We start from the raw sequence: 23,020 nt of genomic DNA on the forward strand, positions 1-23,020 counted from the left end.
TCGGCGACCCGTCGTAGGCTGGAGGAATGCAGCCGCACGAGCCCCAGCCGCGCCGCCGCGCGAGCCTGGAGCTCCTGCGTGCCGAAGCCGCCGACGAACTCTCCGCCATCATCGCCGAGCGCCTCCGCGAAGGGGAGGACCCCTGGGACTTCATGGAGGACCTGCCGAGCATCGACGAGCTCGTGGTGTTCCTGCTCCGGGCGGAGAACATTGAGGCCAACGGCGGTGTGCGTCCCAACAAGGCCCGCCAGTACCGGGTCCTGCGACAGATCGCGCTCGACTACCCGCCGCTGACGCGTGCCGTCTGGCGGCTGCTCGGCGACGGGGAGACGCACCGTCGCTGGGATGCGACGGTGCGACTCGACGCGTCGTGAGAGACCGCAGGAGAGGGTGATCACGCGTTCGCGGCGCGCCACTCCTGCTCCTTCGCGAGCGCTTCCGCGCCCGCTCCCGATTCCCCGAGGTCGAAGTCGGCGAGGTCGTTGATCCGGCGAACCTCGAGTGACGTACCCGGTCCGAGCGGACACTTCCGCGCCCAGTGCTCCGCCTCGGCGCGGTCGGCGACCTCGATGATCCAGTAGCCGTTGAAGAACTCCGTCGATTCGGCGAACGGACCGTCGGTCACGGCCGGCGGCTGCGAAGAGAAGTCGACGTGGAACCCCTCCTTCGGGTCGCTGAGCCCTTCGGCGCTCAGGAACACGCCCGCCTTCTGCATCTCTGCGTTGTAGGCGCCCATGATGGCGAACATCTCGGCCATGTCCATGGTCTCGGCGGCGATCCTCGCCGCCTCCGGCTCCACGTTCATGATCAGCATCCAGCGCATGTCGTGCTCCATTCGTGTGTGGACCCGCGGGCCCGGGCGATGCCCTCGTGGCCGCCTCATCCCGTACGTCGAACGGCGGGAGCCCAGATCGACATCCTGGCGCACATCGGTCGGAAACTCGATGGATGCCGCGAACGGCATGGACGCGAAAGCCCCGCTGACCTGGGAAAGGTCAACGGGGCTTCGACGCGTCGCTGGATCAGCCGATGTACGCCGCGAGGTCCTGCTCGAGGGCGAACTTGGGCTTGGCGCCGATGATCGTGGTCTCGACCTGCCCCTTGTTGAAGACCTTCATCGCCGGAATGGAGGTGATCTGGTACTTCATCGCGAGATCGGGGTTCTCGTCGACGTTCAGCTTCAGGATCGTGATCTTGTCGGGGTTGTCGGCGGCGATCTCGTCGAGGATCGGCGAGACCATGCGGCAGGGCCCGCACCACTCGGCCCAGAAGTCCACGAGGACGGGGCCCTCGGCGTTGAGCACGTCTTCGTCCCACGTGCGGGAAGTGGTGGCCTTGGCGGTCATGTCGATCTCCTTGTCGAAAAGTCGTCTACAGGGTGGAACGCGGCATCCGGGAGGATTGTTCCGCGCGTCGGTCGGTCGTCAGGCCGCGTCGACGGCGCGACGGCCGTCGACCTCCGGAAGTCCGTCGATCTCCGAGGCATCCACAGCGGGGGCGCCCGCCTCGCCGAGAGCGGCGAGGAAGTGCTCGACGTCGAGGGCGGCGACCGTGCCGCTGCCGGCAGCCGTCACGGCCTGACGGTAGGTCGGGTCGATGACATCACCGGCGGCGAACACCCCGGGGACCGACGTGCGCGACGAACGGCCGTCGACCCACACGGTGCCCTCGGGGGTGAGATCGAGCTTGCCGTGCACGAGGTGCGTGCGCGGGTCGTTGCCGATCGCGACGAACACGCCGTCGAGCGCCAGGTCGCGGCGCGTGCCGTCGACGGTGTCTTCGAGGGTGACGCCGGTGACGGCATCCGTCCCCAGGACGTCGACGACTTCGCTGTTCCAGACGAACTCGATCTTGTCGTTCTTGAACGCGCGCTCCTGCATGATCTTGGAGGCGCGCAGCTCGTCACGACGGTGGATGACGTAGACCTTCGACGCGAACTTCGTGAGGAACGTGGCCTCCTCCATCGCGGAGTCGCCGCCGCCGACGACGGCGATGACCTTCTCGCGGAAGAAGAATCCGTCGCACGTGGCGCAGTACGACACACCGCGACCGGAGAGGCGGGTCTCGCCGTCGATGCCGATCTTGCGGGGCGCGGAGCCGGTGGCGAAGACGAGCGAGTCGGCTTCGTAGCTCTTGCCCGACCCGAGGATGACGCGCTTCACGGGACCGTCGATGTCGAGCTCGACCGCGTCGTCGTAGAGCACCTCGGCGCCGAAGCGCTCGGCCTGCTCCTGCATCTTGGTCATGAGGTCGGGCCCCATGATGCCCTCCGGGAACCCGGGGAAGTTCTCGACCTCGGTCGTGTTCATGAGCTCGCCGCCGGCTTCGACCGAGCTCGCAACGACGAGCGGAGCGAGGTTCGCGCGCGCGGCGTAGATGGCCGCCGTGTAGCCTGCCGGACCCGATCCGATGATGATGACCTGACGCACCAGCGCCCCCTCACGTTTGCTTCCTGAAGACTCAACACAGGGTACCCGCGGTGCATTCCGTTCGCGGTGTCCGGGGGCGGGATGCTCAGCGTCCGGGAAGGAAACGGCGCAGCATCGTGCCCACGGGGGCGAGTTCCGGAGCGCGGAGCACGATGAGCACGCCGAAGTACACCACGGCGGCGACGAGGGCGATCAGCATCGCGCCGACGGCGCCGAGCACGATCGACGACGTCGTCCACCCCTCCGCACCGCCCAGCAGCACGAAGGTCCCCCATCCCGCCGCGCCCGCCGGCACCGCGGCGACCAGGAAGCGGGCGAGGGACAGCATCCACATCCTCACCCGCAGCGACCCCACGATGCGGCGCAGCAGCACCGTGGCGATCACGACCTGCACGAGGATCGAGATCGACTGCCCGAGCGCGACGCCTGCCGCGCGGATCTCCGGCGGGAGCGGGAGGGCCGCCAGGGCGAGCACGACGGCGACGACCGCCTGCACGAGCGTGAACAAGAACGGCGTGCGGGTGTCGTTGTAGGCGTAGAACGTGCGCTGCACCGTGAAGAGGATGCCGAGCGGGATGAGGCCGACGAGGTAGCCCAGGAGCACCACCGCGGCATCCACCGCCTGATCCTGCGACTGCGTGAACACGCGCGAGATCGGCACCGACGCCGCGGCGAGGGCGGCGGTGGAGAAGACGATGAGCAACGACGTGACCCGCACACTGGCGGACACGTCTTTCGGCACCTCCGCGAAGCGTCGGTCGGCGACGTGCTCGCTCAGCTGGGTGAAGTACGGCGTCCCGATCGAGAGGGCGATGATCGAGTAGGGGAGGATGAAGATGAGTCCGGCGTTGCCGGCGATCGTCTGCGCCGGACCCTCGCCCGACGCCGTCGCGAACACGTTGGACTGCACGATCGCCGCGAGCTGGCCGACGAGGACCATCAGGAACGTCCAGCCGGCGAGGCGGGCGATGTTGCCCAGCCCCATCCCGCGCCAGCGGAAGTCCGGCGTCAGACGCAGGCCCGTGCGCTGCCAGAAGAGCAGCACCACCAGGGTCTGGATGACGATGCCGGCCGTCGCGCTCGCTCCGACCACCGTGATCATGCCGGAGGTCCAGGCATCCGGGGCCTTCGCTCCGCCGCCGAAGAGCGCGATGAACAGCCCGAAGCCGGCGATCGACACGATGTTGTTGACGATCGGCGCCCACGTGAACGGACCGAAGATACGCCGCGCGTTGAGCGTCTCGCCGACGAGGGCGTAGAGACCGTAGAAGAAGATCTGGGGAAGGCACCAGTACGCGAAGACCGTGGCCAGTTCGATCTGGGTGTCGGAGAACTCCCCGGCGTAGAGGCGCACGAGAAGCGGTGCGCTCGCCACAGCGGCGGCGGTGACGGCGAGCAGGATGACGGTGCCGAGGGTGAAGAGCTTCGAGATGAAGCGCTGGCCGCCGTCGTCGGCTCTCGACGCGGTGACGATCTGCGGCACGATCACGGCGGTGAGGATGCCCGTCGACACGATCATGTAGATGCTCGTGGGCAGTGAATTGGCGACCGAGAACGCGTCGGCGGATGCGGCGGCGCCGAGCGCCGCGACGAGCACGATGGCCCGCAGCAGCCCTGTCACACGGGAGATGAGCGTGCCGGCTCCGATCAGCACGCTCGCGCGACCGAGGCTCACAGGGCGTCCTCGGAGTGCGGGGCACGAGCCTCCGGGTCGTCGCCGTCGGTCGGCGGTGCGTCGGTGGCCACCGTGCGGCCGCTGTTGCGCGCGCGCCGACGGCGGAGCGTGCGGATGACGCCGATCACGAGCAGGCCGGCCACGATCGTGCCCAGCGCGATGATGCCGTACCGCTCCCAGTCGGCGCGCACGGTGACGAGGGCGACCTGCGCCTGCCCGACGGGCTGGAACGTGGGGCTGCTGAGCTCGAGGGAGACCTGCACCTCGCCGGATCCGATCTGGGCGTTCACCGGGATCAGGACGCGCGTGTTGCTGTTCTGGCGGGCTCGCACGGGCGTCGACCGTTCGATGTCGAGGCGGAGGTCGTCGGGACTCGCGTGCAGCACGACGTTGACCTCGAACGGCAGATCGTTGCGCACCCAGACCGGGATGTCGGCGTTCGGGCCGATCTGCTGGATGTCGGGCACCGGGAGAAGACCGACGGAGGACAGCGTGGCCGTCGTCTGAACGCGGTGGTCGGCCACGGCCGTCGCCCACGCGGCGGAGTCGCGGAGCCAGCCGACGCCCAGCAGCTGCAGGATCGCCGTGCGCTCCGGGCCCGTGAGCAGGCTCGGGTCATCGAGGATCGTGGCGAACCGGCCGAGCCCTTCCTCTTCGGAGAACAGAGTGGATGCCGCCGCCGACCGCTGCGGATCGGTGACGCCGTCGGACACCTCCGCGACGCCGGCCGGAGACTGCTCGAGAGCGTTCAGTGCGGCAGACACGACGCCGGGTGCCTGCGTCGCGGCGAGCAGAGTCGCCCCCATCGCGACCCGCGATCGCTCGGTCTCGCGTCCGAGCGACACCAGCAGGGCGGCGCCGCCGGCATCCCTCTGGGCGAAGGCGAGGTAGGCGGTGGCCACGGTGAGCTCGGCACCGCGCAGCGCGGAGTCATCGAGCACGGATGCCTGCTGCAGGGCGCGGGAGACCGCGGCGTCGTAGACGAGGACGTCGGCCTCGGCCGCGGTGTGGTGCGCCGTGACGGTCGCGCCGGCGGCTCCCGCCGTGGTCGAGGTGGACGGGAGCAGCGTGAGGGACCGCTGATCCTCGACGGTGATGCCGCCGAGGGTCGCGACCGTGGCCGCCGTCGCCGTGCCGTCGCCGGGCCAGAAGACGGCGGTGCGCTCCGGGCCGATGTACAGGAGCTCGTCGAGCGAGGGGTACGTCGGACGGCTGGGGTCGGTGGTCGCGGTGGGGGTCGGGGTGGGTGACGGCGACGGCGCCGCGAACGTGCTCGACAGCATCGCGTATCGCAGCGACGTCGGCTTCGCGGGGCGCGGGAGTCCGGCCTGGAGCTGGGCGACGACGTCCGCATCGCCGAACTGCAGCGCGAACCGCGAGTTGGGAAGCGCCAGCAGCCGCTCGAGCCAATCGGTCGCCGACGCCGGTGCGGCCGTGCCGAGCACGCGGATCGCCGCCGGGATCGCGGGATCGATCGCGAGGATCGCCGTCGTGCCGTCGACCGCGTCGAGGGCGCTCGTGAGCGCTCCCTCGGGCGCCGTGAGGGCCGCGAGCTCATCCGTCGTGAGCAGCCCCGTCGTGCGCGCGGCGGCGGTGATCGGCACGACGACGCCGAGGGGCGATTCGGCGGCGGCGGGATCGGGCACGATCATCGCGCTCGTCGAGGAGAGGAGCCCGTCGGGCCCGTCGTACGTCGCCACGAGGGGGTACACACCCGGCAGTCGTCCGGCGAGCACGGGGTCGGTCGCGGCCACCATGACGCCCGTGGTCTCCGCTTCGCCCGGGGCGACGGCGACCAACGTGGTCGAGCCCACGGGAACGAGGGGCCCCGCGCCGTCTCCCGCGAGCCAGGCGGCGAGTGCGGCGCGGTCGGCCAGCGGCGTCGCCCCGAGCGAGAGGGTCACCGGCGTCGCCGGAAGCTCCGCAGACGTGTCGTTGTCGAGCGTCACCGACACGGTCAGCGCGTCGCCGGGGCGCACGATGCCGCTCCCGACGGGTGACAGCGTGAACGTGGTCTCACCCGACGGAGTGGCGCTCGGAGTGGGCGACGGGGTCGTCGCAGCGGCGGCGCCCATCGCCGGGGAGCCGATCGTCACGGGGGCCAGCAGCGCGACGACGGCGAGGACGGCGGCCGCCCATCGTGAGCTGGGTGCTCGTCGGGGCGCTCTGCGCGGCGTGGGGGTCACGGTCATGGATGGGTTTCGCTCCTGTGCGATTCCGGACCGCACGGTCGAGGCGATTCTACGGTCCCCGCCTCCGAGCACCCCGGACGCCCGGCACGGTTGAATGGATTCGTGCTCCCCACCGCCGATCCCGCCCTGTCCCGCGCGCTCGCCGCCGACCTCGCCGCCGCGGGGTTCGACTCCGACACGATCCGCGCCGCGTGGGGCGCAGCGGCCGACACGGCGATCGTCCGGGGACTCCGAGGCCCCGCGCTTCGCGCCCTGGATGGTCGGCGCGACCCGCTGGCGGTGCTCGCACGGCTGTTCGTGCTCGGGATGCCGCAGCCGACCGCCGACGTCGCCGCGGCTCTTCCCGCGTGCGGCACCAACGGACTCGCACGGCTCGGGCTGGCCGAGGCATCCGCCGGCGACATCGCACCGACGGCGCTGCTGCGGCCCCAGGCGTTCGCCGACGAAGCCGGCAGCGTCGAGTGGTGGATCGCGAGCGACCTCGACGAGGCCGCGCTCGGCTCGGCGCTGCCCGAGGATCACGTGCTCGGAGTCGGCGGAGCCTCGCTCACCCTCGCCGGACTCCTCCTGCCGACCCCCGCGGCATCCGTGCTGGATGTCGGCACCGGATGCGGCATCCAGGCCCTGCGGGCGCGCAGATTCTGCGACGCCGTCGTGGCGACCGACGTCTCGGAGCGCGCACTGCGGTTCGCTCGGCTCAACGCGCTCCTCAACGGCGTCGACGGCATCGAGACGCGCGCCGGCAGCCTGTTCGAGCCCGTGGCCGGCGAGCGGTTCGAGCGCATCGTGTCGAATCCGCCCTTCGTCATCACCCCGCGGGCGGCGGGCGTGCCGGCCTACGAGTACCGCGACGGAGGGCTCGTCGGCGACGCGCTCGTCGAGGCGTTCGTGTCGGAGGTCGGGGTGCACCTGGAGCCCGGCGGCGTCGCCCAGCTCCTGGGCAACTGGGAGACCCGGGGCGATGTCGACGGCCTCGAGCGCGTGCGGTCATGGGTCGCAGGGTCGGCGGTGCCGCTGGATGCCTGGGTGATCGAGCGCGAGACCCTGGAGCCCCTGGAGTACGCCGAGCTCTGGATCCGCGACGGCGCGACCCTGCCCGGAACGCCCGCGTACGCCCGGCTCGTGGACGCCTGGCTCGACGACTTCGCCCAGCGGGATGTCTCGCGCATCGGCTTCGGGTACGTGCTGCTGCGCCGACCCGTCGGCGGAGAGCCGACGCTCGGTCGATTCGAGCGACTGCCGCAGCCCGTGCGCGGAGAGCTCGGGCCGCACCTCGCCGATGCGCTCGCCGCCCACGACGTGCTGGCGTCGATGACGGACGCCGAGCTCGCCCGGGCCGCCCTGGTCGTCGCCGGCGATGTCACCGAGGCGCGGCACCACCTGCCGGGTGCCGAGGCCCCCACCGTCATCGAGCTGCGCCAGGGCGGAGGCTTCGGACGCTCGTTCGAAGTCGATCCCGGCCTCGCCGCGCTCGTGGGGGCGTGCGACGGAGACCTCGGCGTCGGCGTGCTCGTCGACGCGATCGCGGAGCTGCTCGAGGTGGATGCCGGTGCGCTCCGCGCCGACCTCCTGCCGCGGGTGCGCGAGCTCGTCTTCGCGGGGATGCTGCGGTTCGCCGAGCCGGTGGCCACAGGCGGCGCTGGGTAGGCTCGATCCATGCTCAACATGGCCGAGGGCGTGCAGCGCCTCGGCGCGCTCGCCGAGTCTCCCGTCGTCGCGACGGTCGCCCGCGCGTTCGCCGACGCCGGGTTCGATCTGGCGATCGTCGGCGGACCGGTGCGCGACGCTCTGCTCGGTCGTGAGACCAACGACCTCGACTTCACGACCGATGCCCGTCCCGACGACATCCTGCGCATCGTCACCCCGATCAGCACCGCGCAGTGGGACATCGGCCGGGCGTTCGGCACGATCGGCGCCCGGGTCGCCGGCGAACAGGTCGAGATCACGACGTTCCGCGCCGACAGCTACGACGGCACGACCCGCAAGCCCACCGTCGAGTTCGGCGACACGCTGGAGGGCGACCTCGCCCGCCGTGACTTCACCGTCAACGCGATGGCGCTCCGGGTGCCTGGGCGGTCGCTGGTCGATCCGACCGGAGGCGTCGAAGACCTCGTGCGCGGCATCCTGCGCACACCCGCCGATCCGCGGGTGAGCTTCGGCGACGACCCGCTCCGGATGCTGCGCGGCGCCCGCTTCTCGGCGCAGCTGGCATTCGACGTCGACCCCGAGACCCTCGACGCGATCGCGCAGCTGCGCGGCACCATCTCGATCGTGAGTCCCGAGCGCATCCAGAGCGAGCTCGTGCGACTCCTCCAGACCGACGACCCCGTGCGCGGCATCCGGATCCTCGTCGAAACGGGTCTGATCGACGAGTTCCTGCCCGAGATCCCCGCCCTGCGCCTGGAGGTGGACGAGCACCACCACCACAAGGACGTGTACGAGCACTCGCTGACGGTGCTGCAGCAGGCCATCGAGCTCGAGCGGGAGCGGCATCCGGACACCGCACCCGACGTGCCGCTGCGGCTCGCGGCGCTGCTGCACGACATCGGCAAGCCCGCGACCCGCCGCCTGGAGCCCGGCGGGGGCGTGACGTTCCACCATCACGACGTGAAGGGGTCGCGGCTCGCGCGCAAGCGCCTGCAGGCTCTGCGGTTCGACTCCGACACCACGGATTCGGTCGTGCAGCTCGTCGAGCAGCACCTGCGCTTCTTCGGCTATGCCGAAGGCGCGTGGACCGATTCCGCCGTGCGCCGCTACGTGCGCGACGCCGGGCCGGAGCTCGAGAGACTGCACATCCTCACGCGGGCCGACGTCACGACGCGCAATCGCCGGAAGGCCGCGCGGCTGCGGTCGGCGTACGACGACATCGAGCGACGCATCGCCGAGCTCGCCGAGCAGGAGCAGCTCGACGCCATGCGCCCGGCCCTCGACGGCAACCGCATCCAGGAGGTGCTCGGCATCCGTCCGGGGCGCGAAGTCGGCGAGGCGTACAGGTTCCTGCTGGAGCTGCGGCTCGACGAGGGCGTGCTCGACGAAGACGAGGCCGAGCGGCGCCTGCGCGCGTGGTGGGCCGCCCGCGGCTGAGCCGCCGACGCGCCCCGCGTCGAGAACCGCAGGAGAATCGCCGAGCCGCACGCGCCGCGCGGGTCGATACGCGTATTCCTCCTCCGGTTCTCGACGGCACAGGCCTCCCCACCGCACGCCGACCTACACTGGACGCACGCTCTCCGCTCCCGATCGGAGCCCCCATGTCGTCACCGTGGACGCCGCGCCGAGACGCCTCGCCCGAGAACTCGCGCCTGCTCATCGAGCGCGCGCACGAGGAGCTCGTCGCCGGCAACGACGGAGACCGCCGACTCCTCGACGTGCGTCCGCTCGTGCGCGACTCGTGGCGCCGTTCGATCGACAGCCTCGTCGGCGCCGAAGGGCTGCCTCCCCTTGCCCTCACCTTCGAGGAACTCGAGGAGCTGCGGCTCACCCATCCGCTGGCGAGCGTCATGGACATGATCCGCAGCCTCCTCATCCCGGGCGACCCCGGCGAGTCGGGCGTCGCCGTCGCGGTCGGCGACGCGTCGGGCCGCCTGCTCTGGGTCGAGGGTGATCGAGGGGTCCGGCGGCTGACGGGCGACATGGGCTTCGTCGCGGGAGCGGACTGGTCGGAGGATGCCGTGGGCACGGCCGCGCCCGGCACGGCGATCCGGCTGGACCGTTCGGTGCAGATCCGCGGCGCGGAGCACTTCAACCGGCACGTGCAGCCGTGGTCGTGCACAGCCGCGCCCGTGCACGACCCCGAGACGCGGCGCATCCTCGGCGTCATCGACGTCACCGGCGGCGACACCGTGGTCACGCCGCAGGCGCAGCTGCTGGTGGATGCCACGGCGCGCGCGGTCGAGGGCGAGCTGCTGCTCGCGCGGATGCGGGAGCGGGCCCTTCGACAAGCTCAAGGGCCGGGCGGCGCTCAAGGGCCGGACGGCGCTCCGGGACCGGACGGGGGCGCGCGGCGCCACCGTACACGGCCGCGGGCGGAGACCCCCCGGGCGACGCTGCGCGTCCTGGGTCGTGACCGGGCGCTCCTCGAGCTCTCCGGCGGCGGTGTCGAGACCGTGTCCGAACTGAGCCTCCGCCACGCGGAGCTGCTCCTCGTGCTCGCCACGCATCGGCAGGGGCTGTCGGCCGAGCGGCTCAGTGAGCTCGTCTACGGCGGCGCCGACGGCACCGTCACCCTCCGCGCCGAGATGGTGCGCCTGCGGAAGGTGCTGGAACGCCACGCCCCGCACCTCGTGCCGGCCTCCCGGCCGTATCGGATCGACGCCGACCTCGACACCGACGCGCACCAGGTGCTGTCGCTCCTCGACCGCGGCGCGCACCGGGTAGCGCTCGCCGCCTACCGCGGAGACGCACTGCCGGATTCCACCGCGCCCGGCGTCGAGGAGTTCCGCGAGACCGTGCGCACCGCGCTGCGCGAAGCGCTCATGGCCGAGGCATCCGTCGACGTGCTCCTCGCCTTCTGCGACACCGATGCCGGCGCCGACGACGCGGAGCTGCTCAGACTCGCCCTCGGCATGCTCCCGGCGAGATCGCCGAAGCGCGCGGGGCTCGTGGCCCGCGTGGAGAGACTCGAACGGTCCTGATCCGACGCGCAACGCGATGCAACGTCGCGCGGCCTACCGTCGACGCAACGCGACACCGAAGTCGCGGTCACAGCGTCGAAGGAGACAGCAATGACCATCGTCGAAGAGGGCGTCTCGAGCGTCTACGCACCCCCCGGACAGCGCGGCTCGGTCGCGGAGTACCGCCCGCGCTACGGCCACTACATCGGCGGCGAGTTCGTCGAACCCGTCAAGGGCCAGTACTTCGAGAACATCAGTCCGGTCAACGGAAAGCCGTTCACCGAGGTCGGACGCGGCACCGTGGAAGACATCGACCGTGCGGTGGATGTCGCGTGGCGGGCGTTCGAGTCGTGGAAGAGGACCACCCCGGCCGAGCGCGCCAACATCCTCAACAAGATCGCGGACCGCATCGAGGAGAACCTCGAGGCGATCGCGGTGGCTGAGACGTGGGACAACGGCAAGCCCGTGCGCGAGACGCTGGCGGCAGACATCCCGCTCGTCGTGGACCACTTCCGCTACTTCGCCGGGGTCCTGCGCGCCCAGGAGGGCTCGCTCAGCCAGATCGACGAAGACACCGTGGCGTACCACTTCCACGAGCCGCTGGGCGTCGTGGGCCAGATCATCCCCTGGAACTTTCCGATCCTCATGGCGACCTGGAAGCTCGCCCCGGCGCTCGCCGCCGGCAACTGCGTCGTGCTCAAGCCGGCGGAGCAGACGCCCGCCAGCATCCTGTTCCTCTTCGAGATCATCGGCGATCTGCTTCCCGCGGGCGTCGTGAACATCGTGAACGGCTTCGGCATCGAGGCGGGGGCGCCGCTGGCCCAGCACAAGCGCATCCGCAAGGTGGCGTTCACGGGCGAGACGACGACGGGCCGCCTCATCATGCAGTACGCGTCGCAGAATCTCATCCCGGTGACGCTGGAGCTGGGAGGCAAGAGCGCGAACATCTTCTTCGAGGACGTCGCCCGTGCGAAGGACGACTACTACGACAAGGCGCTCGAGGGCTTCACGTTCTTCGCCCTCAACGGCGGCGAGGTGTGCACGTGCCCCTCCCGCGCGCTCATCCAGCGTTCGATCTACGACCAGTTCCTCGGCGACGGGCTCGACCGGGTCGGGAAGATCATCCAGGGGAACCCGCTCGACCCCGCGACGATGATCGGAGCGCAGGCGTCCAACGATCAGCTCGAGAAGATCCTGAGCTACATCGACATCGGAAAGCAGGAGGGGGCGAAGGTCCTCGCCGGCGGGGAGCGGGTCGACCTCGGCGGCGACCTCAGCGACGGCTTCTACGTGCAGCCGACCGTCTTCGAGGGTCAGAACAGCATGCGGATCTTCCAGGAGGAGATCTTCGGACCCGTCGTCTCGGTGACCTCGTTCGACGATTTCGGCGACGCGATCCACACGGCCAACGACACCCTCTACGGCCTGGGCGCCGGCGTGTGGAGCCGCTCGGGCGACACCGCCTACCGTGCCGGGCGCGCGATCGAGGCCGGTCGCGTGTGGACCAACACCTACCACCAGTACCCCGCACACGCGGCGTTCGGCGGGTACAAGCAGTCCGGCATCGGTCGCGAGAACCACCTCAAGATGCTCGACCACTACCAGCAGACGAAGAACCTCCTCGTCTCGTACGCCGAAGGGGCCATGGGCTTCTTCTGATCCGCTCCCTAGGGACGGGCGCCGCGACCCCAGCGCGGCGCCCGTCGTCCGGAAGGACACCACGATGGTCAGTATCGGCACGTATCAGCGGGTGGCGGTGACGGATGCCGCGGGCGAGCTGCTGCGGCAGCTCACCGTGCAGCACGGCCCGCTCATGTTCCACCAGTCGGGCGGCTGCTGCGACGGCAGCGCCCCGATGTGCTTCCCGGTCGGGATGTTCCTCACCGGTCCGAGCGACGTGCATCTCGGAACCCTCGAGGTGACCGGCCTCGATCCGATCGAGGTCTACATCTCGGAAGCGCAGTTCGAGTACTGGAAGTACACGCACATCACGATCGACGAAGTTCCCGGTCGCGGCGCCGGGTTCTCGGTGGAGGGCCCGACGGGCCACCGGTTCATCATCCGCTCGCGGATGCTGAACGACGCCGAGCTGGAGTACTTCGGGCTCCGCTGAGGGTCAGCGCAGGAACCCGCCGACGAAGGCTCCGAAGAATCCGAGGATCTGAGGGAACAGCCACAGGACGGCGAAGACGCCCATCACGATGATGGCGACCCACGGCACCCCGCGCTTGAGCCGTCGACCCGGTGCTGCGACCCCCGGCGGCGGGCGCAGCAGTGCGGCGGGCGCAGCGAACGGGAGTGCTCCGGGCGCGGCCGAGACGGGCGCCGCCGAGACGGATGCCGCCGCGACGGAGGCGAGCCGGTCGTCGCGCCACCGCGCCCACTGGGCGAGCTTGTCGAGCAGAGCCCCGACGGCACCGAAGAGCCAGGCCCACGTGGCCGGATCGAGCGTGGAGAAGTCGCGCTTGGCGTACAGGAGCAGCCAGTCGTCGACGATCTCGACGTCGAGGGCGGCGGCGTTGTCGATGAAGCGCGCCATGATGTCGGGCGTGAAGAGGTACAGGGCGTCCGCCTCGTATCCCGCAGGGCAGTACAGGGCGAAGTGCCGGTCGAAGTCGCCCTCGAGGCTCAGGCGCTGGTCCTTGTCGAACGTCGTGGGCAGGTTCGAGCCGAACAGGCCGTTGTTGCTCTGCGCATCGAGCACGATGTGCGGGAGCGGCACGTCGAGCTTCACGGCGACGTAGCCCCAGGCGTGGGTGGTGCGGTTCTTCCCGGAGCCCGTCGTGTAGCGGTAGTTCGCGAACTCGACGAACCGCGGTCGGTCCCCCCGCACGAGGTCGCTCGACATCCTCGAGCCGCCCTGAGAGAAGATCATGCCCGGGAGGGCGGGGTCGGCCAGCTGCGGAAGGTACGACATCCCGTTGCTGCGCGCGAACCGGTCCAGCCGGAACCAGCGTTCCCGCGACCCGTTCCAGCGGCGCACGAGCGTGAGGACGATCACCGTGACCGCGCCCCCGACGACCAGGAGCGGGATCACGGTCGCGGCGACGGAGAAGACCGTGCCCGTGCCGCCGCGGGACGCCATGGCGAACACGCTCGTGATGACCGTGAAGAACACGCTGCCGAACAGCGAGACGACGAAGAAGATCACCACGATGGCGATGACGGATGTCGCGCCGCCGAACGACGAGCCGACGAGCCCGCGCGCCCGAAGCTCCTGCGCGAAGCTGCGCACCGCCTGCCGGTCGACCGGGTCGACGAGCGGGCGCGCGTCGAACGCGACGGATGCCGGCCGGCCGCCCTCGCTCACGAGCCGGCCTCGTCGCCGGTCCAGGCGAACTCGGCCCCTTCGGAGACGGGCAGCGCCTCCAGCTGCGGGTCGTCCAGGATCGCCGCGATGAGCGAGGGAGAGCCCCCGACGATCGTGGAGTCGTAGTCGACCTCCGTCACGAGCACCCAGGCGTGATCGTCGGGCCACACCAGGCTCGGCGCGTGCGCGTCGGGCGGGAATCCGTGCGACTCCGCGACGACGTCGCGCCACGGCATCCGGAGCACCCAGTCGTCGTCGGTCAGCTCGGCGATCCCCCCGCGGAACAGGACGTGCGCGCGGTGCGGCAGCTGCAGGCGCGGGCCTTCGGAGATCTCACGCGACAGGATGCCCTCCTGCCATGTGGGCTGAGCGAAGACCTTGTTGAAGGGGTCCTTCGTGGAGCGGGAGAGCATCTCGTTGTGGGTGGCGAGCGGCGCGTACGTCACGTCTCCCGGCGAGCTCTCGTCGATCTGGAAGAACGCGCGCGACGGATGCTCGCCCAGGAAGCCCAGGATTCCGCCGAACCCCTCCCAGAGGGCGACGAATCCGGCATCCGGGGTCGTCGTGTGCGCCGCGAGGTGTCGCGCGATCGACGCGACGACGTCGGGCTCGAGGTCGCCCATGCGGGGCGCGCCGTAGCGCCAGCCCGCGGCATCGCGGGGTCCGTCTTCGTTCTCGACGATGATGCCCGGTGCCACCAGGCGGTCCCACTGCGCGAGTGGATGCATCGTGGTGCCGAGGGCACGTGCCGTCTCACGCCAGGTCACCCGTTCGGTGACGATCTCGGGATTGCGCTTCTGGAAGGCATCCCAGTCACGGCGATGCTGTGCATAGGGGAGACCCGGCCATGCCTCGCCCACCGGCCGGTCGCGCGACGCGGGGTGGAAGATCCGCGCATAGGCCGCGAAGCCGCGCGGCACGACCATGTGCATCGTCGACCAGTCCTCGTGGTCGGCGACGAGCCGCTCGCGGATCCAGTCACCGGCTGAGACGTCGTCGGTCCACTCCATGCCGCCCACGCTACCCGGCGCCGTGCGCGGCAAGATGGAGGCATCCGCACGGCGAGGAGGCCCACATGCCCGCGAGAGACCCCGACGACCTCGCCGCACTGCGCGCCGCTGCCGACATCCTGGGCATCGACGATCTGCTGAGCGAGGAGGAGCGGGCCACCCGCGATCGCGTGCGCGCGTTCGTCGACGCCGAGATCCGACCGCACATCGCCGACTGGTACGAGCGCGCCGTCTTCCCCGTCGAACTCGCGCCGATGCTCGGAGAGCTGGGTGTGCTCGGCATGAGCCTCGACGGGTACGGCTGCGCCGGTCGCTCCGCCGTCGAGTACGGCCTCGCCGCGATGGAGCTCGAGGCCGGCGACTCCGGCATCCGGACGTTCGTCTCGGTGCAGGGCGCCCTCGCGATGAGCTCGATCCACCGGTTCGGCAGCGAGGAGCAGAAGCAGGAGTGGCTGCCCCGACTCGCGAGCGGTCGGGCGATCGCGAGCTTCGCCCTCACCGAGCCGACGGCCGGGTCGGACCCTGCGAGCATGGCGACGTTCGCCCGCCGCGAGGGGGACGACTGGGTGCTCTCCGGAGCGAAGCGCTGGATCGGTCTCGGCTCGATCGCGCAGGTCGCCGTGGTGTGGGCGCAGACCGACGAGGGCGTGCGCGGATTCCTCGTCCCCACGGATGCTCCGGGGCTCTCCGTCGCCGTGCTGGGGCCCAAGCTGTCGATGCGCGCGTCGGTGCAGACCGAGCTGCGTTTCGACGACGTGCGCCTGCCCGCCTCCGCACAGCTGCCCGGCGCGCGTGGACTGCGCGCACCGTTCGCCGGTCTCGGCGAGGCGCGCTACGGCATCGCGTGGGGCGCGATGGGTGCGGCGCGCGACAGCTTCGAGGCGGCGCTTCGCCATTCCCTCCGCCGCGTGCAGTTCGGCCGGCCGATCGCCGCCTTCCAGCTCACGCAGCAGAAGCTCGCCGACATGGCGGTCGAGATCCAGAAGGGCACGCTCCTCGCCCTCCACCTCGGACGGAGGAAGGATGCCGGCATCCTGACGCCCGAGCAGATCTCCCTCGCCAAGCTCGGCAACGTGCGCGAAGCCCTCACCATCGCCCGGGAGGCCCGCACGATCCTCGGCGGCGAGGGCATCCTGCTCGAGCACTCGCCGCTGCGCCATGCGGCGAACCTCGAGTCGGTGCGCACGTATGAGGGCACCGACGAGGTGCACACGCTCGTGCTCGGTCAGCACCTCACGGGTCTCGCCGCATTCCGCTGAGCCCGTCGAGGCGGGATTCGCCGCCTGACCGGGCATCCGGTAGCATAGGAGGGTTGTCCGGCAGCGCCCCTGTGCGCGGAAGCCCTGGACACGTGCACCACACCCTCCTGCTGTCGGGAAATGCCCGGCAGCCGTTCTAGTCCGAAGGAGGTGGGTTAGTGACGCACCAGTACGAACTCATGGTCATCCTGAGCCCCGAGATCGACGAGCGCCAGGTGGCGCCCAACCTCGACAAGTTCCTCAAGGTCATCACGGCCGATGGTGGAACCATCGAGAAGATCGACATCTGGGGCAAGCGCCGTCTCGCCTACGAGATCCAGAAGAAGACCGAGGGCATCTACGCCGTCGTCAACTTCACGGCGACCAGCGAGGCCACCCAGGAGCTCGACCGTCAGCTCGGTCTCAGCGAGCAGATCATGCGCACCAAGGTCCTCCGGGCCGAAGAGGCGATCGCCATGATCGAGTCCGAGAAGCAGCGCTCGGAGGAGAAGGCGGCCCGCAAGGCGGCCCGTCCCGCCAAGCCCGTCAAGCAGGACGCGTAAGGCTCATGGCCGGCGAGACGATCATCACCGTTGTGGGAAACCTCACGGCCGATCCCGAGCTGCGCTACACGCAGAACGGACTCCCCGTCGCGAACTTCACGATCGCGTCGACGCCGCGCACGTTCGACCGTCAGGCGAACGAGTGGAAGGACGGCGAAGCGCTGTTCCTCCGCGCGAGCGTCTGGCGCGAGTTCGCCGAGCACGTGGCCGGCTCGCTGACGAAGGGCTCCCGCGTCATCGCGACCGGGCGTCTCAAGCAGCGCAGCTACCAGGACCGCGAAGGCAACCAGCGCACCTCGATCGAACTCGAGATCGATGAGATCGGTCCTTCGCTGCGCTACGCGACCGCACAGGTCACGCGCGCCGCGAGCGGCAGCGGTGGCGGCGGCGGACAGTTCGGCGGCGGCAACGGCGGCGGACAGGCTCGCGGCCAGGTCGCCGATGAGCCGTGGTCGACCCCCGGGTCCACCGGTGGCGCAGCGGGCGGCGACGCCTGGGCAGCCCCCGGCGCCTACGGCGACGACACTCCGTTCTGATCTCACACATTCGAATCACGGATGCCCGGACACCCGGCATCCGGCACGAAAACTAAGGAAACACCATGGCTGGAAAGGCAACCGGCGACCGTCGGAAGCCGCGGAAGGGCGCGAAGAACGCGGCCCCCGCGAAGGCGATCCGTGTCGGCGTCATCGACTACAAGGACGTCGCCACTCTTCGCAAGTTCATCTCGGAGCGCGGGAAGATCCGCGCCCGTCGTATCACCGGTGTCTCGGTGCAGGAGCAGCGTCTGATCGCCAAGGCGATCAAGAACGCGCGCGAAATGGCGCTCCTGCCTTACGCCGGCGCCGGCCGGTAAGGGGTAGCGACATGGCAAAGGTCATTCTCACGAACGAGGTCGACGGCCTCGGTGGCGCAGGCGATGTCGTCGAGGTGAAGAACGGGTACGCCCGCAACTACCTCCTCCCGCAGGGCTTCGCAGTGGCATGGACGCGCGGTGGCGAGAAGCAGGTCGCGTCGATCCGCGCTGCTCGCGAGTCGCGCGCGATCCACGACCACGAAGAGGCCGTGGCACTCAAGAACGCGATCGAGGGCACCAAGGTGCGTCTCGCCGTCAAGGCCGGCGCCGAAGGGCGTCTCTTCGGCTCGGTCAAGACCGAGGCCGTGGCGAACGCCGTCAAGGCGGCCGGGCTCGGCGAGCTCGACAAGCGCAAGATCTCCATCCCCTCGGCCATCAAGTCGGTGGGCGAGCACGAGGCCACGGTCCGTCTCCGCGACGACCTGACCGCCGTGATCACTCTGCAGGTCGTCGCCGCGAAGTAATCCGCGTCGACACCTGGGCCCGTCGAAGGGCTGAACGGATGCCGCGATCCCCTCGGGGGTCGCGGCATCCGTCGTCTGCGGCGGGCGCGACTCATGCCGCGGGCCCGTGGGGGCTCGCGGCATGAGCGTCGTTCGAGCGCCGCGTGGGGGCGGGTCCAGGCACGGCCCCGTCCCCACGCGGACGTGAGGCGCCCTACGCGGTGGCGTGGCGGCGGACGGTGAGGGCGAGCGTGCCCGCTGCGCACAGCGCCAGCGCTGCGCTCAGGAGCAGCGCAGGGTTCTCGCCGCCGGTCGCTGCGAGGGCGGCCGAACCCGAGCCCGCGGTGAACGCGTTCGCGCCCACGCCGGACGTGCCCGTCGTTCCCGGCCCCGCCGGGTTCCCCGGCGTTCCGGGGTCGATCGGCGTTCCGGGGTCGACCGGCGTGGCCGGGGTCGACGAGGTGCTGTCGCCGACGACCGAGATCGCGTTGCCGCTGAGCGTGATCGGCAGGGCGACCGGTGCGGCGAGCTGCGTTCCACCCGCGAGGGAGTCCTCACCCGACGTCATCGGCTCCGTGGACTCTTCCGCCGCGATGGGAGCGCGTGCGCCCTCCGACGAGCTGTCGCCGATCGCCGAGATCGCGTTTCCGGTGACCGTCACCGGCGCCGCGACGGGCGCGACCACCTGAGTGCCGGAGAGGATGCCGTCGTCACCGTCGGTCGTCGCACTCGAGCCGGTGACCGCTGCGGCCGTGGCTGCCGGGGCGGCACCGCCCGCCGACGAGCTGTCGCCGAGGACGGAGATCGCGTTTCCCGTGGCGCTCACCGGCGCTGTGACGGGGGCGATGACCTGGGTGCCGGAGAGGACGCGGTCCTCCCCGTCCGTGGTCGCGCCCGGGCCGGTGGCCGGGGCCGGGCCGGTGGCCGGGGCCGAGGCATCCGGAACCCGAGACGGGGCGACCGCCGAGCTGCTGTCTCCCAGAAACGAGACCGCGTTGCCCGTCAGCGTGATCGGCACGTCGACGGGGACGATCCCCTGCGTGCCCGACAGCACGCCGTCGGCACCCGTCGTCGAGGATGCGGTGGGAGCCGCGGGCGCGGGGGCCGCCGCGGGTGCGGCCGACTCGCTCGCACTGTCGCCGACCACCGACACGGCGTTGCCGCTGACGGTGATCGGAACGGCGACCGAGACGATGCCCTGGGTGCCGGATGCCGCGGCATCCGCTCCGCTGGTCGTGACGGCCGGCGCAGCGGGTGCCGGGGCGGCGGGTGCCGGGGCGGCGGGTGCCGGGGCGGCCGCGGTCTCACTGGACGTGTCGCCCAGCAGCGAGATCGAGGTTCCGCTGATCGTGATCGGCAGGGCGACCTCGACGAGGGCCTGCGTCCCCGAGAGCAGGCCGCCCTCGCCGGTGGTCTCCGCCGCGTGGGCGGTGGTCGCGCCGAGCAGCGTGACGCCGCCGGCGATGAGCGTGCCCCACAGGGCGCGCGAGATGAAGGTGTTCATGATGATGTCTCCCGTTGAGTGAGTCGGATGGTGTGCGCGGCGCGCACGGATGCTCGTGCCGCCCTATGGGCGGCTGCGAGCGACTCAGTCGGGAGAGACGTCGGTGGCGAAGAAGGGCGGTGGGGGTGCGTCATCGTCCGCCGCCCCTGCTCGACGCACCCAGGCACGGTGTGCGGCGAAGGGGAGGAGTCCGACGAGCGCCCAAGCGCCCGCGCCGATCCCGCCGGCGGAGGAGCCGACGAGGGAGGAGGGGCAGACCGCACCCCTCGGGTCTGTGGGGGCGTCGTCGCGGATGGGCGCGACGGCGGGTGCCCGGCCGGGGGCACCGGCGGTCGCGTGCGACGAGGGCCGTGCCGAGGCATCCGCCCGTGCGAATGCGGCGGCATCCGACGCTGCCAGCACGGGCGTCGGCGCGAGGCCGGCCGCTGCGCTGTTCGCGTCGGTGTCGGAGGGCCGGGGGGATCCGATCGCCGATGGCGTGGCGGAGAGCGCGCCGACGGAGGTGCGCAGGAGGTCGTCCGCGCTCGCCCCGACCGCCGAGACGGCGGCGTCGAGGCTCAGGCCGGTGACGACCTCCCCTACGACGGGGACCCGCACCGCGAGCTCGACCACGGGCTGCGCGAGAGCGCCCACGACGCCGTTCGACACGGTCTGCTGCACGGGGGCCACGGCGACACCCGCGACGTCCCCCACCGTCTGCGTGACCGCCTGCACAGGCGCCTGCGCGGGCGCCGGAACAACCGCGACCACGGTCTCGACGATCGTGGTGGTCGCGGAGTCGACCTCGGTGACGGTCGCGCCGACGAGTGACGTCGTGTCGTCGACGAGGTCTGTGACGGCACCCAGCAGTCCGCGTTCTTCTCCGTCGTCGGCATGCGCTGACGCACCGCCGACTCCGACGAGCAGGGAGATCACCGCGCACGCGAATGCGACGCCGACGCCGATGAGGGCGAGGCGAGCGAGGGATGCGAACCCGCGCCAGGTGACGATCTCCACGTTCTGCTCCCGAAATAGAAGAACGTTGACGCGCTCACGGAGGAGCGCCTGATGGGTGCCTGGACGTCCGACGCTAGCGATGACCGCTCGGTCTGTCCACCCCTCCCGCCGAAAGGGGGACACGGCAGGCCCCGCCTACGCGAGCGCGATCGCACCCCGGGAAGCAGCAGCCCGGAACCGCCTGCCTGTGCAAAACCCTGATGCACATCACAACCTTCAAGCCGGACTTCAACCACATCGCCATCCACAGCCTGTGCGAAGAAAAACAGCTGGTCGGCATGCCTAATAATTTCTATATCAAGGAGTTCCACCGAAGTTGTCCACAGGTGTTGTTCACAGGGCGCACGGCGTTTCGCGCAGGCTCTCCACAACGTTATCCACAGGCTGACTTGCACCCCCGGAGGGCCTCTTCTAGCGTGGGCTCCGACCCGTCGAGGGTGACGCGCGACATCGCAGGGGAGCGGATGTCGGAGCCCGGTGTTCGGCTGGGCACGCACGAAGAACGCCGATGCTGAGGCATCCACGTCGTTCCGCGCCCGCACGCCCGACCGGGCACCCGCACGACCGAGACTTTCCTGGAGGACATGCCGCATGTCGATCGCCGACATCTCCGAGGAACGTCTCGGCGGGCCGCGCCAGCCCGAGCGCACGCCCCCTCACGACCTCCTCGCCGAACAGAGCGCGCTGGGCGGGATGCTCCTGTCGAAGGATGCGGTCGCCGACGTCATCGAGACGCTGCGCGGGGTCGACTTCTACGTCCCCAAGCACGAGCTGATCTACGAAGCTATCCTGACCCTCTACTCGCACGGCGAGCCCACCGATGTGGTCGCGGTGACCGACGAGCTCATCAAGACGGGTGAGCTGCAGCGCGCGGGCGGTGCCGACTACCTGCACACCCTGACCTCGATCGTCCCGACGGCGGCCAACGCCGGCTACTACGCGTCGATCGTGTCGGAGCGCGCGCTCCTGCGACGTCTCGTCGACGCCGGCACGCGCATCGTGCAGATGGGGTACTCCGGTCAGGGCGAGGCGCTCGATCTCGTCAACAACGCGCAGGCGGAGATCTATTCGGTCACCGGCACAGAGGCGACCGAGGACTACGTGCCGCTGACGATCGCCGTCGATGCCGCGGTCGACGAGATCGAGGCCGCCCGCGGCCGCGACGGCCAGATGACGGGCATCCCGACCGGCTTCTCGGGTCTGGACCAGCTCACGAACGGTCTGCACCCCGGCCAGATGATCATCATCGCCGCGCGACCCGCCATGGGTAAGTCGACGCTCGCGCTGGACTTCGCGCGCACGGCGGCGATCAAGCACGACAAGCCGACGATCTTCTTCTCGCTCGAGATGGGGCGCAGCGAGATCGCCATGCGTCTGCTCTCGGCGGAGGGCTCCATCCCGCTGCAGTCGATGCGCAAGGGCATGCTCGACAACCGCGACTGGACGACGGTCGCCTCCACCCGCGGGCGCATCAACGACGCGCCGCTCTACATCGACGACAGCCCCAACATGACGCTGGTCGAGATCCGCGCGAAGTGCCGCCGCCTGAAGCAGCGCGTCGGGCTCAAGATGGTCGTGATCGACTACCTCCAGCTCATGACCTCGGGCAAGCGCGTCGAGTCGCGTCAGCAAGAGGTCTCGGAGTTCTCGCGTGCGCTCAAGCTCCTCGCGAAGGAGCTCCAGGTGCCGGTCGTCGCGCTCTCGCAGCTGAACCGTGGTGCCGAGCAGCGCTCCGACAAGAAGCCGGCGCTCTCCGATCTGCGTGAATCGGGCTCGATCGAGCAGGATGCCGACATGGTCGTGCTCCTCCACCGCGAAGCCGCCTACGAGAAGGACTCCCCGCGCGCAGGCGAGGCCGACCTCATCGTGGCCAAGCACCGCAACGGCCCCACCGACACGATCACGGTGGCGTTCCAGGGCCACTTCTCGCGCTTCACCGACATGGCTCCGGGCGGGGACTTCGCCTGACGCGGCGGGCCGTCCATTTAGAGGGAGACTCGTCCACGCGAGGCCCGGATAGATACTTCGAGCGCCGGCGAAGGCCTTTCGGCACACTTCTGCGATCGTGTCGTCGCCAGCGCATGTGTTGCGTTTGACGCACCCAACTGCGAATCCGCTACGGGCGGGTCTTGCGCGAACCCAGTTGCTCCGTGAGGGACGCGGGATCCTTGCTCGAGGTGGTTCGCGCGGCAGC

General features: G+C 70.6%; 21 protein-coding genes. 12 read left to right on the top strand and 9 right to left on the bottom strand.

Going from position 1 to position 23,020, the window contains the following annotated elements; translation table 11 throughout:
* The first annotated feature begins 26 nt into the window (after window positions 1-26).
* Window positions 27-374, top strand: coding sequence for a tryptophan synthase subunit alpha (locus B0B14_RS11780; RefSeq protein ID WP_076682021.1), 348 nt, complete (start codon window positions 27-29; stop codon window positions 372-374).
* 20 nt (window positions 375-394) lie between these two features.
* Here the strand turns inward: B0B14_RS11780 and B0B14_RS11785 are convergent, their stop codons facing one another.
* The 5 genes from B0B14_RS11785 to B0B14_RS11805 form a co-directional block, all read right to left on the bottom strand.
* Window positions 395-823, bottom strand: a complete 429-nt coding sequence (locus B0B14_RS11785; protein ID WP_076682708.1) for a YciI family protein — start codon at window positions 821-823, stop codon at window positions 395-397.
* A 199-nt stretch (window positions 824-1,022) separates the two neighbouring features.
* Window positions 1,023-1,346, bottom strand: coding sequence for a thioredoxin (trxA, locus tag B0B14_RS11790; RefSeq protein ID WP_076682024.1), 324 nt, complete (start codon window positions 1,344-1,346; stop codon window positions 1,023-1,025).
* Window positions 1,347-1,424: 78 nt separating this feature from the next.
* Entirely contained in the window at window positions 1,425-2,429 is a 1,005-nt protein-coding gene (trxB, locus tag B0B14_RS11795) for a thioredoxin-disulfide reductase (protein WP_076682026.1), read from the bottom strand.
* Window positions 2,430-2,514: 85 nt separating this feature from the next.
* Window positions 2,515-4,104: a murein biosynthesis integral membrane protein MurJ gene (gene murJ, locus B0B14_RS11800; protein WP_076682028.1), complete on the bottom strand. Its 1,590-nt coding sequence runs from the start codon at window positions 4,102-4,104 to the stop codon at window positions 2,515-2,517.
* On the bottom strand, window positions 4,101-6,296 hold the full coding sequence (locus tag B0B14_RS11805) for a DUF6049 family protein (protein ID WP_143733711.1): 2,196 nt from the start codon (window positions 6,294-6,296) through the stop codon (window positions 4,101-4,103). Before B0B14_RS11805 ends, murJ begins: the two co-directional genes overlap by 4 nt.
* Before the next feature lie 102 nt (window positions 6,297-6,398).
* Here B0B14_RS11805 and B0B14_RS11815 point away from each other — a divergent pair, with 102 nt between their 5' ends.
* The 5 genes from B0B14_RS11815 (at window position 6,399) to B0B14_RS11835 (ending at window position 13,019) form a co-directional block, all read left to right on the top strand.
* Window positions 6,399-7,943 (top strand): DUF7059 domain-containing protein, encoded by a 1,545-nt coding sequence (locus B0B14_RS11815; protein WP_076682034.1) that lies wholly within the window; start codon window positions 6,399-6,401, stop codon window positions 7,941-7,943.
* A 9-nt stretch (window positions 7,944-7,952) separates the two neighbouring features.
* Complete coding sequence (locus B0B14_RS11820) at window positions 7,953-9,380, top strand: CCA tRNA nucleotidyltransferase (protein ID WP_076682036.1); 1,428 nt, start codon at window positions 7,953-7,955, stop codon at window positions 9,378-9,380.
* Between the two features lie 164 nt (window positions 9,381-9,544).
* Window positions 9,545-10,927: a GAF domain-containing protein gene (locus B0B14_RS11825; protein ID WP_076682038.1), complete on the top strand. Its 1,383-nt coding sequence runs from the start codon at window positions 9,545-9,547 to the stop codon at window positions 10,925-10,927.
* Between the two features lie 90 nt (window positions 10,928-11,017).
* Window positions 11,018-12,565: an acetaldehyde dehydrogenase ExaC gene (locus B0B14_RS11830; protein ID WP_076682040.1), complete on the top strand. Its 1,548-nt coding sequence runs from the start codon at window positions 11,018-11,020 to the stop codon at window positions 12,563-12,565.
* 64 nt (window positions 12,566-12,629) lie between these two features.
* On the top strand, window positions 12,630-13,019 hold the full coding sequence (locus B0B14_RS11835; protein WP_076682042.1) for a DUF779 domain-containing protein: 390 nt from the start codon (window positions 12,630-12,632) through the stop codon (window positions 13,017-13,019).
* Between the two features lie 3 nt (window positions 13,020-13,022).
* On the opposite strand, the gene B0B14_RS11840 is transcribed toward B0B14_RS11835, so the two are convergent.
* The gene (locus tag B0B14_RS11840; protein ID WP_076682044.1) at window positions 13,023-14,216 is read right to left on the bottom strand and encodes a hypothetical protein; all 1,194 of its coding nucleotides are present in this window, start codon (window positions 14,214-14,216) and stop codon (window positions 13,023-13,025) included.
* Window positions 14,213-15,226, bottom strand: coding sequence for a hypothetical protein (locus tag B0B14_RS11845; RefSeq protein WP_076682710.1), 1,014 nt, complete (start codon window positions 15,224-15,226; stop codon window positions 14,213-14,215). Before B0B14_RS11845 ends, B0B14_RS11840 begins: the two co-directional genes overlap by 4 nt.
* Before the next feature lie 65 nt (window positions 15,227-15,291).
* Between B0B14_RS11845 and B0B14_RS11850 the strand changes: the two genes are divergently transcribed.
* The 5 genes from B0B14_RS11850 (at window position 15,292) to rplI (ending at window position 18,347) form a co-directional block, all read left to right on the top strand.
* Window positions 15,292-16,485 (top strand): acyl-CoA dehydrogenase family protein, encoded by a 1,194-nt coding sequence (locus tag B0B14_RS11850; protein WP_076682046.1) that lies wholly within the window; start codon window positions 15,292-15,294, stop codon window positions 16,483-16,485.
* Window positions 16,486-16,643: 158 nt separating this feature from the next.
* Window positions 16,644-17,027 (top strand): 30S ribosomal protein S6, encoded by a 384-nt coding sequence (gene rpsF, locus B0B14_RS11855; RefSeq protein ID WP_076682048.1) that lies wholly within the window; start codon window positions 16,644-16,646, stop codon window positions 17,025-17,027.
* Window positions 17,028-17,032: 5 nt separating this feature from the next.
* A complete protein-coding gene (locus B0B14_RS11860) occupies window positions 17,033-17,563 on the top strand; it encodes a single-stranded DNA-binding protein (RefSeq protein WP_076682050.1) in 531 nt (176 codons plus the stop codon).
* 65 nt (window positions 17,564-17,628) lie between these two features.
* Entirely contained in the window at window positions 17,629-17,883 is a 255-nt protein-coding gene (gene rpsR, locus B0B14_RS11865; protein WP_005054609.1) for a 30S ribosomal protein S18, read from the top strand.
* 11 nt (window positions 17,884-17,894) lie between these two features.
* Window positions 17,895-18,347 carry a 50S ribosomal protein L9 gene (gene rplI / locus B0B14_RS11870; protein ID WP_076682052.1) on the top strand — a complete coding sequence of 151 codons (453 nt, stop codon included), beginning with the start codon at window positions 17,895-17,897 and terminating at the stop codon, window positions 18,345-18,347.
* Window positions 18,348-18,540: 193 nt separating this feature from the next.
* Here the strand turns inward: rplI and B0B14_RS11875 are convergent, their stop codons facing one another.
* On the bottom strand, window positions 18,541-19,830 hold the full coding sequence (locus B0B14_RS11875) for a chaplin family protein (protein ID WP_076682054.1): 1,290 nt from the start codon (window positions 19,828-19,830) through the stop codon (window positions 18,541-18,543).
* A gap of 84 nt (window positions 19,831-19,914) precedes the next feature.
* Entirely contained in the window at window positions 19,915-20,826 is a 912-nt protein-coding gene (locus B0B14_RS11880; protein WP_083710573.1) for a hypothetical protein, read from the bottom strand.
* A 591-nt stretch (window positions 20,827-21,417) separates the two neighbouring features.
* Here B0B14_RS11880 and dnaB point away from each other — a divergent pair.
* A complete protein-coding gene (dnaB, locus tag B0B14_RS11885; RefSeq protein WP_076682056.1) occupies window positions 21,418-22,794 on the top strand; it encodes a replicative DNA helicase in 1,377 nt (458 codons plus the stop codon).
* The last annotated feature ends 226 nt before the right edge of the window (window positions 22,795-23,020 follow it).

It is taken from the genome of Microbacterium sp. RU33B (genome assembly GCF_900155915.1).
In the GTDB taxonomy this organism is placed as follows: Bacteria; Actinomycetota; Actinomycetes; order Actinomycetales; family Microbacteriaceae; genus Microbacterium.

Coding starts and splice junctions, on each gene's coding strand:
- B0B14_RS11780 (WP_076682021.1), top strand. CDS start 27: ATGCAGCCGCACGAGCCCCAGCCGCGCCGCCGCGCGAGCCTGGAGCTC.
- B0B14_RS11785 (WP_076682708.1), bottom strand. CDS start 823: ATGCGCTGGATGCTGATCATGAACGTGGAGCCGGAGGCGGCGAGGATC.
- trxA (WP_076682024.1), bottom strand. CDS start 1,346: ATGACCGCCAAGGCCACCACTTCCCGCACGTGGGACGAAGACGTGCTC.
- B0B14_RS11805 (WP_143733711.1), bottom strand. CDS start 6,296: ATGACCGTGACCCCCACGCCGCGCAGAGCGCCCCGACGAGCACCCAGC.
- B0B14_RS11820 (WP_076682036.1), top strand. CDS start 7,953: ATGCTCAACATGGCCGAGGGCGTGCAGCGCCTCGGCGCGCTCGCCGAG.
- B0B14_RS11825 (WP_076682038.1), top strand. CDS start 9,545: ATGTCGTCACCGTGGACGCCGCGCCGAGACGCCTCGCCCGAGAACTCG.
- B0B14_RS11830 (WP_076682040.1), top strand. CDS start 11,018: ATGACCATCGTCGAAGAGGGCGTCTCGAGCGTCTACGCACCCCCCGGA.
- B0B14_RS11835 (WP_076682042.1), top strand. CDS start 12,630: ATGGTCAGTATCGGCACGTATCAGCGGGTGGCGGTGACGGATGCCGCG.
- B0B14_RS11845 (WP_076682710.1), bottom strand. CDS start 15,226: ATGGAGTGGACCGACGACGTCTCAGCCGGTGACTGGATCCGCGAGCGG.
- B0B14_RS11850 (WP_076682046.1), top strand. CDS start 15,292: ATGCCCGCGAGAGACCCCGACGACCTCGCCGCACTGCGCGCCGCTGCC.
- B0B14_RS11860 (WP_076682050.1), top strand. CDS start 17,033: ATGGCCGGCGAGACGATCATCACCGTTGTGGGAAACCTCACGGCCGAT.
- rpsR (WP_005054609.1), top strand. CDS start 17,629: ATGGCTGGAAAGGCAACCGGCGACCGTCGGAAGCCGCGGAAGGGCGCG.
- rplI (WP_076682052.1), top strand. CDS start 17,895: ATGGCAAAGGTCATTCTCACGAACGAGGTCGACGGCCTCGGTGGCGCA.
- B0B14_RS11875 (WP_076682054.1), bottom strand. CDS start 19,830: ATGAACACCTTCATCTCGCGCGCCCTGTGGGGCACGCTCATCGCCGGC.
- dnaB (WP_076682056.1), top strand. CDS start 21,418: ATGTCGATCGCCGACATCTCCGAGGAACGTCTCGGCGGGCCGCGCCAG.